The sequence below is a fragment of the Idiomarina sp. genome (genome assembly GCF_019431395.1).
In the GTDB taxonomy this organism is placed as follows: domain Bacteria; phylum Pseudomonadota; class Gammaproteobacteria; order Enterobacterales; family Alteromonadaceae; genus Idiomarina.
Genome location: NZ_CP080268.1, coordinates 2,357,337 through 2,370,628 on the forward strand (window position 1 = coordinate 2,357,337; position 13,292 = coordinate 2,370,628).

19 protein-coding genes are annotated in these 13,292 nt (G+C 47.4%); 11 read left to right on the forward strand and 8 right to left on the reverse strand.

The window, feature by feature from the left end:
• Positions 1 to 61: 61 nt before the first annotated feature.
• Complete coding sequence (locus KZ771_RS11395; RefSeq protein WP_290573489.1) at positions 62 to 1,159, forward strand: DUF2891 domain-containing protein; 1,098 nt, start codon at positions 62 to 64, stop codon at positions 1,157 to 1,159.
• 65 nt (positions 1,160 to 1,224) lie between these two features.
• Here KZ771_RS11395 and KZ771_RS11400 read toward each other — a convergent pair whose 3' ends face one another.
• Positions 1,225 to 2,166 carry a hypothetical protein gene (locus tag KZ771_RS11400; RefSeq protein ID WP_290573488.1) on the reverse strand — a complete coding sequence of 314 codons (942 nt, stop codon included), beginning with the start codon at positions 2,164 to 2,166 and terminating at the stop codon, positions 1,225 to 1,227.
• A complete protein-coding gene (locus KZ771_RS11405; RefSeq protein WP_054488828.1) occupies positions 2,166 to 2,516 on the reverse strand; it encodes a PadR family transcriptional regulator in 351 nt (116 codons plus the stop codon). Before KZ771_RS11405 ends, KZ771_RS11400 begins: the two co-directional genes overlap by 1 nt.
• 237 nt (positions 2,517 to 2,753) lie before the next feature.
• Here KZ771_RS11405 and KZ771_RS11410 point away from each other — a divergent pair, with 237 nt between their 5' ends.
• Positions 2,754 to 3,596 carry a methylated-DNA--[protein]-cysteine S-methyltransferase gene (locus KZ771_RS11410; RefSeq protein WP_290573487.1) on the forward strand — a complete coding sequence of 281 codons (843 nt, stop codon included), beginning with the start codon at positions 2,754 to 2,756 and terminating at the stop codon, positions 3,594 to 3,596.
• A gap of 31 nt (positions 3,597 to 3,627) precedes the next feature.
• On the opposite strand, the gene KZ771_RS11415 is transcribed toward KZ771_RS11410, so the two are convergent.
• Positions 3,628 to 3,963, reverse strand: a complete 336-nt coding sequence (locus KZ771_RS11415; protein ID WP_290573486.1) for a zinc ribbon domain-containing protein — start codon at positions 3,961 to 3,963, stop codon at positions 3,628 to 3,630.
• Positions 3,964 to 4,017: 54 nt separating this feature from the next.
• Positions 4,018 to 4,980, reverse strand: coding sequence for a calcium/sodium antiporter (locus tag KZ771_RS11420; protein ID WP_290573485.1), 963 nt, complete (start codon positions 4,978 to 4,980; stop codon positions 4,018 to 4,020).
• Between the two features lie 155 nt (positions 4,981 to 5,135).
• Between KZ771_RS11420 and KZ771_RS11425 the strand changes: the two genes are divergently transcribed.
• The gene (locus KZ771_RS11425) at positions 5,136 to 5,552 is read left to right on the forward strand and encodes a YqaA family protein (RefSeq protein WP_011233330.1); all 417 of its coding nucleotides are present in this window, start codon (positions 5,136 to 5,138) and stop codon (positions 5,550 to 5,552) included.
• A gap of 29 nt (positions 5,553 to 5,581) precedes the next feature.
• Here the strand turns inward: KZ771_RS11425 and KZ771_RS14350 are convergent, their stop codons facing one another.
• Positions 5,582 to 5,758: a HipA N-terminal domain-containing protein gene (locus KZ771_RS14350; RefSeq protein WP_365996747.1), complete on the reverse strand. Its 177-nt coding sequence runs from the start codon at positions 5,756 to 5,758 to the stop codon at positions 5,582 to 5,584.
• 53 nt (positions 5,759 to 5,811) lie between these two features.
• Here KZ771_RS14350 and KZ771_RS11430 point away from each other — a divergent pair, with 53 nt between their 5' ends.
• Both KZ771_RS11430 and KZ771_RS11435 read left to right on the forward strand, forming a co-directional pair.
• Positions 5,812 to 6,336, forward strand: coding sequence for a TetR/AcrR family transcriptional regulator (locus KZ771_RS11430; protein WP_290573484.1), 525 nt, complete (start codon positions 5,812 to 5,814; stop codon positions 6,334 to 6,336).
• Positions 6,336 to 7,463, forward strand: a complete 1,128-nt coding sequence (locus KZ771_RS11435; protein ID WP_290573494.1) for an MFS transporter — start codon at positions 6,336 to 6,338, stop codon at positions 7,461 to 7,463. Before KZ771_RS11430 ends, KZ771_RS11435 begins: the two co-directional genes overlap by 1 nt.
• 46 nt (positions 7,464 to 7,509) lie before the next feature.
• Here KZ771_RS11435 and KZ771_RS11440 read toward each other — a convergent pair whose 3' ends face one another.
• Positions 7,510 to 7,971 carry a DMT family transporter gene (locus KZ771_RS11440; protein WP_290573483.1) on the reverse strand — a complete coding sequence of 154 codons (462 nt, stop codon included), beginning with the start codon at positions 7,969 to 7,971 and terminating at the stop codon, positions 7,510 to 7,512.
• Between the two features lie 9 nt (positions 7,972 to 7,980).
• Positions 7,981 to 8,415, reverse strand: coding sequence for a DMT family transporter (locus KZ771_RS11445; RefSeq protein WP_290573482.1), 435 nt, complete (start codon positions 8,413 to 8,415; stop codon positions 7,981 to 7,983).
• 96 nt (positions 8,416 to 8,511) lie between these two features.
• Here KZ771_RS11445 and KZ771_RS11450 point away from each other — a divergent pair, with 96 nt between their 5' ends.
• Positions 8,512 to 9,450 carry a LysR family transcriptional regulator gene (locus tag KZ771_RS11450; protein WP_290573481.1) on the forward strand — a complete coding sequence of 313 codons (939 nt, stop codon included), beginning with the start codon at positions 8,512 to 8,514 and terminating at the stop codon, positions 9,448 to 9,450.
• A gap of 896 nt (positions 9,451 to 10,346) precedes the next feature.
• Complete coding sequence (locus tag KZ771_RS11455; protein WP_290573480.1) at positions 10,347 to 10,586, forward strand: hypothetical protein; 240 nt, start codon at positions 10,347 to 10,349, stop codon at positions 10,584 to 10,586.
• 34 nt (positions 10,587 to 10,620) lie between these two features.
• Here KZ771_RS11455 and KZ771_RS11460 read toward each other — a convergent pair whose 3' ends face one another.
• On the reverse strand, positions 10,621 to 10,818 hold the full coding sequence (locus tag KZ771_RS11460) for a helix-turn-helix transcriptional regulator (RefSeq protein WP_290573479.1): 198 nt from the start codon (positions 10,816 to 10,818) through the stop codon (positions 10,621 to 10,623).
• Positions 10,819 to 10,952: 134 nt separating this feature from the next.
• Between KZ771_RS11460 and KZ771_RS11465 the strand changes: the two genes are divergently transcribed.
• Genes KZ771_RS11465 through KZ771_RS11480 form a run of 4 tightly spaced genes read left to right on the forward strand, consistent with a single transcriptional unit; the run spans position 10,953 to position 13,289 of the window.
• On the forward strand, positions 10,953 to 11,186 hold the full coding sequence (locus tag KZ771_RS11465; RefSeq protein ID WP_290573478.1) for a hypothetical protein: 234 nt from the start codon (positions 10,953 to 10,955) through the stop codon (positions 11,184 to 11,186).
• Positions 11,179 to 12,327 (forward strand): site-specific integrase, encoded by a 1,149-nt coding sequence (locus KZ771_RS11470; protein ID WP_290573477.1) that lies wholly within the window; start codon positions 11,179 to 11,181, stop codon positions 12,325 to 12,327. The genes KZ771_RS11465 and KZ771_RS11470 overlap by 8 nt, the downstream gene beginning before the upstream one ends.
• Positions 12,328 to 12,344: 17 nt before the next feature.
• Positions 12,345 to 12,674 (forward strand): hypothetical protein, encoded by a 330-nt coding sequence (locus KZ771_RS11475; protein ID WP_290573476.1) that lies wholly within the window; start codon positions 12,345 to 12,347, stop codon positions 12,672 to 12,674.
• 12 nt (positions 12,675 to 12,686) lie between these two features.
• On the forward strand, positions 12,687 to 13,289 hold the full coding sequence (locus KZ771_RS11480) for a hypothetical protein (protein WP_290573475.1): 603 nt from the start codon (positions 12,687 to 12,689) through the stop codon (positions 13,287 to 13,289).
• Positions 13,290 to 13,292: the final 3 nt, after the last annotated feature.

Below are 13,292 nucleotides of genomic sequence, written 5' to 3' on the forward strand. Positions count from 1 at the left end.
AAAAATTTATAAGGTTGCTACTATCATTCGAGCTAAAAACAATCATCAATGTGAGCCTAATATGCTAAAAGCCCTTTCCTTTTGTACTGCCCTGTTAAGTATGGTGTTATTGCAGGCCTGTTCTCCGGCAACTCAGGACACCGAACGCATGGCTTCACACCATTTAACACTATCCGAAGCAAATAAACTGGTAGAGCTGCCATTACATTGTGTTGAAACACCTTACCCATACAAAACCGGAGCGGTACTGGGCAGTGCTGACGATTTAAAGGAGCCGTCAGTTCTTCATCCCGTTTTTTACGGCTGTTTTGACTGGCACAGTGCCGTTCATGGCTACTGGTCAATGGTCACCCTGTTACAGCAGTACCCCGATCTGGAACAGGCTGACGAGGTAAAAGCCGTTCTTAAACGCAACTTAACTGCAGAAAAAGTCGCGCGTGAAGTGGACTTTTTCAGCAAAGACATTAATGACTCGTTTGAGCGCACTTACGGTTGGGCGTGGTTGTTAAAACTGTCTGACGAGCTTCACTCATGGAAAGACCCTATGGCCAAAGAGCTGGCCGCTAACTTACAACCATTAGCCGATTTAATCGTTGAACGCTATATCAACTTCTTACCTCGGCTGGTCTACCCGGTGCGAGTGGGCGAGCATACCAACACAGCCTTTGGCTTAAGTTTTGCCTACGACTACGCTGTGAATCACGAACATACAGAGCTACAGCAATTAATTACTAAGCGCGCTAAAGATTACTTTTCAGAAGATAAAAACTGCCCGATAAGCTGGGAGCCAAGTGGCTATGACTTTCTGTCACCCTGTCTGGAAGAAATTGGCCTAATGCAGCGCGTCCTGCCAAAACAGCAGTTTTTAACCTGGTTAGATGATTTTATGCCACAACTCGCTGATCCGGACTACAGCCTGACGGTAGGTAAAGTCAGCGACAGAACCGACGGCAAACTGGTGCATCTGGACGGTTTAAACTTCAGCCGCGCCTGGAACCTGTATGCGCTGGCTAACCAATACCCACAGTATGCGCATTTACGCGAAGTTGCCGATAAACATATGGCGCACTCCTACCCTAATCTAGTTGGCGATAGCTACGAAGGTGGTCACTGGCTGGGCAGCTTTGCTATTCAGGCGTTGAATCAGGCGCAGCAGTAATTGTCAGAAAAAAGCCTTGGCTGCAGCCGCGCAATAAAGCGCGGCTGTTTGTCTGTCTTTCCCCATCAACTGCGGATCAACCGACGTACATCACGGACAATTTCATAGGTTGCTATTAATGCAGCAGCCACCAGAACTGTCTGAGTACTTCGTTCGATAATGGCTATGCCCAGTTCTTCCCTCAAAACTTCGACATTAATTTGTAACACAGGCGATAACATCAGCAACCCTGCCGAAACCAGTAAAAACGCAGCACTAACGGCAATGTTAAGCATCAACATATTGCGGGTCCATAGCCTTGTCCGTAACTGCCACAAACTATGTGCCGTAGCAATTGCAATAACCGGCGTAAACCAGCGTAAAATAGTCAGCGCTTGCTCAGTAAAAATACTCTGCGTACCACTGTCGGGCTGCCATAACGGATACCAAATCAACATCACTAAAAATAGTAATGTGGCTAGATCGGAAAATATATTCTGTAAACTAATATGCTGCCAACTTTTACCTGCGGCCGGGAGCTTCTCAGGGCTCCATTTGCAGGTGCCTGCAACCTCTGCAGTTTCCTTTTTCCGAGAGCGGCTCATAACTGCAAAACCGATGGTAATTGTCGTAAACGCAAAGTAACCACTGGCCAGAAAATCGCTTGCTATGCCCTTCATGAATAGCAGCAAGCTCATTTCAGCACCACCAAGCCAGCGGCCCGTAATTTCAACGGTTGAAATCACAAACAACACGCCGAGCACCATATACAGCGTGTGCAAATACAAAGGCATAAGCTCCGCGGTTACCAGTGGCGTGGGCGGACAAAACTGAAGCGCCACCTTGCGCGGATGCCCCATCGCTTTTAACAGTCCAGCTACCTCAGCGTCAGACACACTCCCTTGCTGCGATTCTAATGCGTCTATCTGATCAAGAATATTCGCCTTTAACTCGCGGCTAATATCATCGCGTTTCTTTTCTGGCAGCTCTCGCTGAACAGCGGCAATATAACGTTCTACCATATCCATTAGTGTTGCTCCTCATTGGTGTTCCGCAACAGTAGGGGGCCAATCGCGCTGTTGAGCGAGGTCCACTCCTGGGTTAATTGTTCTAATAGCTCTACACCCAGCGTTGATAACTGGTAATAACGTCGTTCACGCCCTTCTCCCTGCTTCCATTCACTATCGAGCAACCCTTGATCGGCCAGTCTTCTAATAAGTGGGTATAACGTACCTTCATCAATATCGACGCCGGCACCTTGCAGTTGCTTACGTAACGAATAGCCATAATGAGGCTCGCGCAGAGATGCGAGTACCGCTAAAACCAAAACGCCACGGCGCAGTTCTAGCTTGAGTTTATCGAGTGGTGCAGTAGCCATAGTGAGTCCTTATTTATGCTGTATTACGCACACTGTGTGAAACACAGTAAAATGAATACTAGGTGACATACAGTAACAATGCAAATAATAATGACACTCGGGATATAGTCAGTGCTTGATACAAGCATTCGTATCTAGCAGCGTGATTAAAAAAAAGAGCAAGCTTCGGGTCGTTGTCGGATAAACTGTTTTTTATGATGGTGGTATCTCAATTAATCGCGTGTAAGGGTGATGGTTATGTCTGATTATATCCGTATTGAAAAAGCCATGGCCTATATGTCAGAGCATGTATCGAGCCAGCCCACCCTGGAAGACGTTGCTGCTCATGTTCATCTCAGTCCGTTCCATTTTCATCGGGTATTTTGTAAATGGGCAGGCACCACACCAAAGCGTTTTTTGCAGGCTCTTACCCTGGAACGCAGCAAGCGAATGCTGAAAGAAGAAGGCTCTCTTATGGATGTTTCTCTCAGCATGGGTCTAAGCGGGGGCTCCCGACTGTATGACTACTTTGTAAAGCTAGAAGCCGTAACGCCGGGGGAATACAGGAACGAAGGTCAGGGAGTTACTATTCAATACGGCGTAAATGAAACGCCTTTTGGTAAGATATTTGTCGCAATTACCCCTCGAGGCGTATGCCGCATTGAGTTTTTGGGCTCCAGAGCTGTTGACGAGATACTTGCCAGTGTGCATAAAGACTGGCCCAGAGCCTCGCTCGTAAGAAACGACAACGCGACCAACTATGTGGCTAACGTACTGTTTAGTCGATTAAAAGACGGGCAGTCTAACCCCTTGTCATTGCACGTAATGGGTACAAATTTTCAAGTAGCCGTGTGGCGAGCTTTATTGAGGATACCATCGGGAAAGCTGGCGAGTTACTCACAAATTGCCAATGCATTAGGTTACCCTAAAGCGTCTCGGGCGGTTGGTAATGCTGTTGGCGCAAACCCTGTTGCCATGCTAATTCCGTGTCACCGTGTTATTCAGAAAAGCGGCGCTTTGGGCGGCTACCGCTGGGGCTCAACGAAGAAAGAAATGCTTCAGGCATGGGAGTCCCTGCACGAAGAGCCCGTAGAGCAGTAGCATCGTTCGGTAACCGCGTTATTGCTCTTATTTAAGAAGAATGCGAACGCCAAATTCGAAAGCGCGTCACTATGTACCAGATAAGACCGCCGATAAACATAATCAGAGGTATCACATTGATTTCGTTACTTTGCTGAGATTCCTCGGAGGTTAGAAAAAACCAAAGCACACCCACGATAAGAATAATGAGCGATAACACGCCTTGTATCTGCAAGCTTTTCGATGTGTTCTCAGAGGTAATCGTGCTGTTTTCGCCCGGTTGGTTCTCTTGTTCCGGTTTTTCACTCTTCACAAAACCACAGGCCGGGCAACTGTAGTTATTATCCAGTACCTGATCTTCACACTTCGGACACTTTTCGAATGCCATTGAGGTACCTCTCTGTTTTATTGATGAGTGTTCATTATTTAGTGTAGTCAAAAATTACGCAAAAGCAGTAAAACTTAATCCCACATAAGCGACATAACCGGCCAACAAAACACCGCCTTCCATTCGGCTGAGGCGACGACCGGTGTACAGAAACAGTAATAGAATAGCGGCTGTACCCAGCATCACCCACTGATCGAACTGCAAAATACGCTCGGGCACCGGAAGTGGCTGAAGTAGCGCGGAAATGCCCAGAATACCGAGCAGGTTGAATATATTACTGCCAAGAATATTGCCCACAGCAACGTCAGCATGGCGGCGGAGAGCAGCCATTACCGACACAGCGAGCTCCGGTAAGGATGTACCAACAGCAACCAGCGTTAAACCAATAACGGCTTCGGAAACGCCAAAGGATTCCGCCAGTCCAATAGCCCCTGAAAGCATCACACGCGAGCCACCGATTAGAAAAACCAGCCCAATCAGAACGGCCATAACTATCCACAGCGAGGTTTTGGGAACTGCCGTTAACTCCTCAGCTTCTGCTTTATGCATGTCGGCAGATGGCCCGGCATGCAGGCGTTCAGTTCGGTACGCCCAGATCAAATAAGCAACCAAAGCAATCAGAAGAATAAAAGCATCGGTGCGTCCGAGGGCACTGCCAGCTACTAACACCAAAAATAGTACCGATGCACCGACCACAGTAACCGCGTCGCGGCGCAGCGCCAAAGGCTGAACGGCCATTGGCATAATGACCGCACAAACACCCAGAATAAGAAGAATATTACCGATATTGCTGCCGACCACGTTACCAATGGCGATATCAGGCTGACCCGTCATAGCGGCGTCAATAGAAACCACCAACTCCGGAGAAGAGGTGCCAAAACCAACAATGACCAGGCCGCTGAGCAGCGGCGAAATGCCGAAGCGCCTGGCTGCAGCCAACGAACCTCGAATGAGCGCTTCACCACCGAAAGTTAACAGCACCACACCTAAAAGCAGTAACAGCAGATCAATAACCATAACGATTACCTTCAGTAAACGAACCGACTAAGTACATCAGTTTACGGCAGATTTTAAATTTTTATAGCCAATAATAGGTGAAATTCATTTATGAACACCTTATTTCCAGTACGCTGATGACATCCGTTATAAGTTGTGCCGCGTAATAGGGGTTTATGTACTTAAGTATATTTCTGACAGCGTTTCTGGCGGCCACAATACTGCCAGCTCAATCTGAGTTTGTGGTCGTGGCAGCCCAGCGCATGGATTACGATGTCTGGATAATCTGGTGGCTGGCCTCAATCGGTAATACGCTGGGGTCCGTGGTCAACTATGTTCTGGGCCGTTTTTTGGTCCGGTATCAGGATCGCCGCTGGTTCCCGTTCAAACCAAAATCTCTTGCCCGTGGTCATCGCTGGTTTGAACGCTTTGGTAAGTGGTCGTTGCTGATGGCCTGGGCTCCCTTCATTGGTGACCCACTCACCTTTATAGCCGGTATGCTGCGATTAACCTTCTGGCAATTTTTGATTCTGGTTTTTATTAGTAAAGCTGGCCGCTACGCTATTTTGCTGGGTATTACGCAGTTGTTTTGATGCGCTGTAACGACCCCGATGCAATCCCGTCATATTATTGCCAAAATATCAAAAGGTCTTGTCGAGTCGGCATTATCTTGGTCAACAATTCGATCACGAATCTCTCGCAAACCTTCTGGTAAAAGATTATCAAAGTACTCAGACCGTTGAGCATTGAAATAAAAAATGATGACGTCTCTCTTACTAGATGAAAACTGAATTGACAGTGTAAAACGATCACTTTACACTTTGAGGTATCAATCCAGAATGAAGGCTGCATATGAACATAAAAAACAAACTTATTTCCGCCGCAGAATCCCTTTTCGATCGAAATGGTTTCACAGCCACTGGAATGGATCGACTCACTCAAGCTGCCGGAATATCGAGCAGAACGCTTTATAAGCATGCAGGCAGTAAGAGCGCACTCATAGCCAAGGTGCTAACTGAGCGGGATAAACGTTTCTTACGGCGACTAGAAGTTCGCAGCGTAGATGCACTATTTAAAGCGCTCGAAGACTGGGTCCGGGTAGAGGGTTGCCGAGGATGTCTGTTTTTGCGCGCTTATGGCGAAACTGGGGGCGATATTCCGGAAATTGCCGAAGTAATGTCGGCTCATAAAGAAGGACTGTGGAATAAAATACAGGAAATTGTGGCGATAGAAACCGGCGGTCTTGATGACCCGGGGCTGGCCGAGCAAGTCCTCATTCTATTCGAAGGCGCGACGTCAGTAGCCGTCTATCGCGGTGCGGAAGCTGTGGAGAAGGCGCGTAACGCGGCTGTAGCAATTGTCTCACGGGCAAAATGATGAACCCAAGCTTGTATCTAAGCGCGACGGGGTTCGGTCTGATAGCCGTCTGTTACGGCTTCGCCCGTTTCGCTTTCGGACTGTTTCTGCCCCAGGTCGACGCAGACCTCTCCCTATCCCCTACATTGAGCGGGTTGATATCTGGCGGGTCTTTTCTGGGCTACTGTATTGCTATTATCCTATCGGCACACTTAACCGAACGGATCGGTGCCCGCGCCGTTGCAACAGGCGCTGCACTAGTAGCGGCAGTAGGCATGACTGGAATCGCAACGGCACCTGACTCCCTTTGGCTCGCAAGTGCGGTGATGCTCGCTGGATCCAGCACCGGGTTAGCCTCACCGCCCATGGCAGCTGCTGTAGCCAAAGTCGTCCACCCGGATCGACAAAGCAACACCAATACTATCATTAACGCCGGTACTGGTGCAGGTGTGGTGCTCTCAGGGCCGGTGGCATTGATGATCGGAGGGCAATGGCGATTAGCGTTTGCAATTTTTTCCGCGGTCGCTTTCCTCATCGCGGTAGCAACGGCACTGAGCGTACCCAAAAAAGCTAATATGGCCATTAAAAACGCCTCTGGCCTACCACCCTTCGATAAAGCGCTTACACATCTGATCGTCGCTTCTTTCCTGATGGGCGCGTCCAGCACCGCTCTATGGTCTTTCGGCAGCCAGCTTGTAGGTCTCCGATTAGGCTGGAGCCATTCCGGCGCCGGACTTCTATGGATCGCAATTGGCGCAGCTGGCATTGTCGGTGCGGCTGCAGGGTCTTTAGTAACACGGTTTGGAATTGAGCGAATACATTGGACGTTCTTAAGTACAATGGCAGCAAGTATCCTTCTAATAGGACTTGAAAGCACCACGCCCGCCTTGACTTTGATCGGTGGTATTCTTTTTGGCATGGCCTATATAATGCTGACTGGTGTATATCTAGTTTGGGGAGTTGCGGCTCTACCCGACCGACCAGCAACGGGTCTGATGATTGGTTTCCTTACCATCGCTATCGGCCAGACTGTAGGAGCCCCAATCTTCGGGCTTTTAATGGAGCAGTTTACAGCAGGTTACGCCGTTACAGTCTTCGCCTGTCTCACCTTGACAGCCGGACTGGCTAAGTCGAAAAGTGTTGGGTGAACGCAATGCCCTCAAGCTGATACCCTTATCCGACAACACACCAAAATTAAGTTGAGTTTGTTTTCTCATTCTTAATACTCGAATGTATGAAAAACAGAGCAACGCCCAGGCAAAGCACGGCACCAACTCGAGAGGCCGAGAGAGTAACTTCTGAGTTATCAAACCAACCAAGCGTATCAATTAAGATGCTCATTGCGAGTTGACCAAAAATAACCGCCACAGTCGCGACCGCGGTTCCTATCTTCTGTACAGCAATCACCATAATGACAATGTAAGGAACGCCACATAAAGCACCTAATAATTGCCATTTCGGAACATCTGCTAGCGTTATCGCGTAGCTGGGCTCGAAATAGAAAATGAGCAAACCGGTAATAATGGCACCCAGCAAGAACGTCAAAAAAGCACTTTTAAAAACACCAACTTTACTGCCAAGCTCGCCGTTTACGGCAGCCTGAATACTTAGTGCGGCGCCACCCACAATAGCGATAATAATCATTAATAATGTCATAATACTTCCTTAATCAAGCGCCATGAGAACGAGTGCGACGACAATAAAAAAAAGTGCAATGAAGCGCCTGCCATCGACTTTACGTGATGGCGTACCGAACAAACCATAATGGTCGATAATAAAGCTCTTGGTAATTTGCCCGACCAGGATTCCGATCATAGTCATGGCAATGCCAATGACCGGAACAGTTAGAGTCAGTGCAACGATATACACCGGACCTAATAGCCCCCCTGTAAGTGTCCACGCGGGTTGTGATGAGAACGAAGGACTATTGCGAGGACTGAAAAACAGCATGAGAAGGAAGGTCAGCGCAGCGCCGACTCCAAAAATGCTTAACGTTGCCCAGAGCTTTCCAACCTGTGAGCCAAGCGGTCCAAGCAGACCGGCCTCAACTGAGAGGCCCATGCCAGCAAGTACCGTTAATAAAACCATAATAATTTGCATAAGCTACCTCTTACTTTTCAAGAACAGCAGCCTACCCTAGACTCAGCAACCGAAAAATGGGAAAGTTAACTAAACTCCTTTGCAAATTCTGCACAAATGAACTCAGTTAACGCAATAAACCTCAGAGCACTGCAGTTTTTTATCGACGTATATGACAGCAAAAGTTTTTCAGTCGTGGCTCGGCGGGAAGGTGTGTCACCCTCTATGGTTTCGCGGGTAATTCAGCAGTTAGAAGATGCGTTAGGCCAGCAGCTGTTTTATCGAAATACCCGGGCGATTATGCCAACCGAGTCAGCTCGCATATTCATTGAGTTTGCTCGCGAAACCAGGGAACAATTTCTTGATGTGCGCAATAAACTGCAAGATAGAAAGGATGAGCCGGAAGGCATAGTCAGAATAAATGCGCCGGTTTATTTTGGGCAACGACATATTGCGCCCTGGTTACCAGAACTGTTTCTGCGCCATCCTAAACTTCGTGTTGAACTCACTCTAACCGATGACTACGTTGACCCGCACCTGGAACCTGCGGATGTTATTTTTCGAATTGATACTCTGAATGATTCGTCACTACATGCGCGAGTTTTAGGGAACCAGACTTATCATCTGGCAGCCAGTCCGGAATATGTGAAAACACACGGTGAACCTCAAAACCCAGAAGATCTAACTCAACATAATTGTTTGGTCTATAGCGGAACATCAGGACCAAACCGCTGGCTTTTCAAAGAACCGGATGGCAACTGGCACCAACAGGCAATCACCCCTATTTTAGCTTCTAATAACGCAGATACTCTGCTCACCTCTGCATTAAATAGTACAGGTATCGTGCTTTTCCCGGACTGGCTAATTGGCGACTACCTGAAAAATGGCAGACTAGTGAAACTACTTAAAGACCGCCCTACAGCCATAAGAACAACACCACAATATATTGCAGCTATTTATCCTGATTCCCGGCACCCACCTCTTAATGTGAGGGCCGTAATTGACTACTTCGTGGAAGTTTTTGGCTCACCACCGTATTGGCATTACGGTGAGTAGAACTAAGCAATTCACACCTATTGCAGTCAAAGTGCAGTGGCTAACTAATTTTGTCACCTAATTAGAGGTGCTATCATGCACCATAAGGCAATTAGGTGACAAAATGAAAAAAATAGAAGAAATCCTAAATTTGTATCAAAAAGTCTAAGTCGTAAAAGCCGTCGTATTCGTCAACCTTAACAGCTTGGTTCGGCTCCACATTTTTATATGTATAGCGCGACTTGCTCGCCAAGCATAATGCCTCATCATCAACCGTTTGCATCCCTCCGTGTCTCACCGATATTTCATCAATAGTTTCAGTGGAAGAGTTCACTAGATACAGCTCTTCCCCATGACGGCAGAGCCATAGCCAAGGTATCGGCCCGTCCTGTCGCAGGTTTGAGCCGGGAAACTTACTTGCAACCCAGTAAAAGGCTTAGATGTACCACTTCCTTCACTACAAGAACAAGCCCACATCGTCCGCCGCGTCGAAGAACTATTTGCCCTTGCCGACAACATTGAGCAAAAAACCAATGTTGCATTCGAGCGGATCAATAAACTAACTCAATCAGTCTTAGACAAAGCCTTTCGCGGCGAACTCACCGCTGACTGGCGAGCCGCGAACGCTGACCTCATTAATGGTGAAAACTCTGCCGAGTCATTACTTAAAAAAATAACGACTGAGCAGAAAAATTTGCTTGCTAACAAACCAAGGAGGCGCAAGCGGTGCGATGGTTGAAAAAACTATTTAAAATAACACCTAAATATGAGAGTGAGCCGACAAGCGACGCATTTAGTTTAAATGATGACTCCTTCAGACCTAACCAAGATATCATCAAAGGTGTTCAGTTTACTGCAAACTTGCAGATTAGAACCCCAAAGAAGCGGACTCGGTTATGTCTAGAAAGAGAATATCAATGCGTAAACTTCGTGAAATTTTACGGTTGCGCCTGCATGCCGGGCTGTCTATCCGGCAAGTGCGAAACAGCCTAAGAATTAGCATCGGCGCCATACAGAAAATCAGTACATTGGCAGAGCAAACCGGTATCAACGGGGAGCAGGTCTGCCAGATAAATGATACGGAATTAGCCCGGCATTTTTATCCCAAAGCTGACACCCGTTCGTCTCCGCGTCTGGAATTGCCGGACTTGTCATAAATAGCTAGAGACTATAAAAACAAGTTGGGGAATGTTAAATAAGCTCAAGAAACTCACCAACTTCACAATCAAAGTAGCGACATAACTTTTCTAGTATATCGAAGTCTATCCGTGTCGCAGTCTCATGGTAGAGCCGTGTGATGGTACCTCTGTTAATGCCAGTATCCCGAACGACATCAATGAGCTTCAGTTTCCTCTCTCCCATCATCTTAGCTAGATTGCACTTAATCATTTTCCCACCTAAAACCTAAAAAGGTACAAAAAGCCCCTTTAAAGATACAAAAAAACATTGACAAGTATCTTTATGAGGGTTTAATGTACCTGTAGAGTTACAAAAAAGACTTGTTTGGAACCATGGAGATTAGCATGAATTATACTTACTTGACCACCGATCAATTAGCTAACCGCATTCAGTATGATGCCCGCACGATTCGAGAGCGACTGAAAGATTCAGTTTTGCTTGAAGGAGTGCATTACATTCGTCCCTTTGAGGGTCGCAAAATTTTATTTATTTGGGAGGTCATCGAAAAAGACATGATGAAGTTTTCCAAGTCTTCTTCGTCAATTCCTTTCACGAGCGGAGGTGTTTTAAATGGGTAGCGTTTCCACTCGTAAAGAGTCGGGCAACTTATTTATCGATTTTCGATATAAAGGCACACGGTGCCGCGAGCAAACAGCATTGCCCGATACTAAGGCGAACCGCAAAAAAGTTGAGAAACTGCTTGAGCGAATAGAGGCTGAAATAACGCTAGGCGTTTTTGACTACGCGAAGTATTTCCCGAACAGCCCTCGAGCAGAGAAATTTAAAAAGCTGGATATGGGGCAGGGTGATACGCCGTTATTTAAAGCGTTTGCTAACACCTGGTTTGAGGAAATGCTTATTCAATGGCGTAAGTCGCACCAGTCAAAAATTCGCATGACGTTAAATAACTATCTTATTCCCCGGTTTGGAGAAGAAGAGGTTGGCCGCGTCACCAAAGCCAGTATTCTTGAGTTTCGAGCGTCCCTCGCCAAAGTGACCACTCGAGCTCAAAAGCCATTATCGGCATCACGTATCAATCAAATTATGAATACGCTGCGGATGATATTGGATGAGGCAGCCAACCGATTCAATTTTAGCTCACCTTATCAGGGAATTAAATCGCTAAAAATTCCACGCTCTTCGGTGGAGCCGTTCAGTCTCGAGGAAGTGCAGCTTATCTTAAACAACGTGCGCCCGGATTTTCGGAATTATTACACCGTCCGGTTCTTCACCGGCATGCGTACAGGAGAGATTGATGGGCTGCAATGGGATGCCGTTGACTTTGAGCGCCGTCAAATCGCTGTTAAGCGGGCATTGGTGATGGGCGAGATTGAGCAAACCAAAAACGACAGCTCGTATCGCATCATCGACATGAACGATATGACGCTGAAGGCGCTTAAAGCTCAGCATGAGGTAACGGGTGATGGTGACTTTGTGTTCTGCACACGTACCGGAACGCCGCTTAGCCACAACAACGTGACGAAGCGTGTCTGGTACCCACTATTGCGTTACCTGGGCTTACCTAAACGTACGCCCTATCAAACGCGCCATACCGCCGCAACACTCTGGCTGGCTTCGGGTGAGAACCCAGAATGGATAGCTCGCCAGATGGGGCACACAACGACGGAAATGTTGTTCCGTGTGTACTCCCGGTATGTCCCGAACTTAACCCGTCAGGACGGCTCTGCATTTGAGCGTCTTTTAGCACAGAATTTTTAACCCATAAGGTGGATACGATGAGCCCATTTAACCGATACATTGAAAAAAGTCGCCGCGAGCAGAAACTCCGTCGAGAGCTCTCTGGTTACCTGGCCAATAAGCTCGTTGGTGCGCTTGGAATAAAAGAGGGCAGTGAGCTGGTGCCATTTATTGGCTTAGGGACGGAAAAAAACAACCAGGAAGCGGTCGAGACCTGGGTCTATTACGTTTGCTCTGACATGAAGCTGTCGTTCGGCGATAAGCACTTCAATACACTGCTTTGCATTTTGGAGCCGGTTGTTGACCGCCTGAGTACCGATTTAAAACTTCCTATCACCATCAGTAAACAAGCTGATATCAATTCATAACAGGAGGATGCTATGCATCACTATATTGGAATGGCGCCGAGCCAACCGGCTCTGCCTATACTGAATGGAGTTATCGTTGATACTTCTTTTGTAGCAATGAACTTATTGCGCTATTGTCAGCCGCATTTTTTAGAGCTTCTGGAAGCGCACTATCAGCCAAAGCAAGAGAACGACACTGGTCTTTCGGTGGCTTACTTGGCTTTTGAGTGCTGGGTGCGCGAGCTTTACTGCTATAGCCCGGATGCCTTTAAAAATGAGCCGCAGCTTGTCGACCATTTAATGGCTCGACAAGAAGGCGTCAAAGGCATGCTGGAGTTAAAGCATTGTTACAGCCTGTACGCACTACAAGGCATGAAAAGCATCGAGATGATAGTCGATGCCGCTCAGCGCCTGCAAAAATCTTATCCGATTGTGCCTGAGCAGACCGACCTGGTTGAGCGCTTAGGCACCGGTAATGAGAAATCCAATGCGATGGCTCTTATTACGTGGGTTGAGCGCCAGTTGTCGACACGCGTGTTAAAAGGCGAAAGCTGCCATATTGATAACCTCATCATTCCTTACTGGAATGTAGTGGGTTACCAGGATGAATATCAGTATGTGCTGCCTGTCGAATAAGTC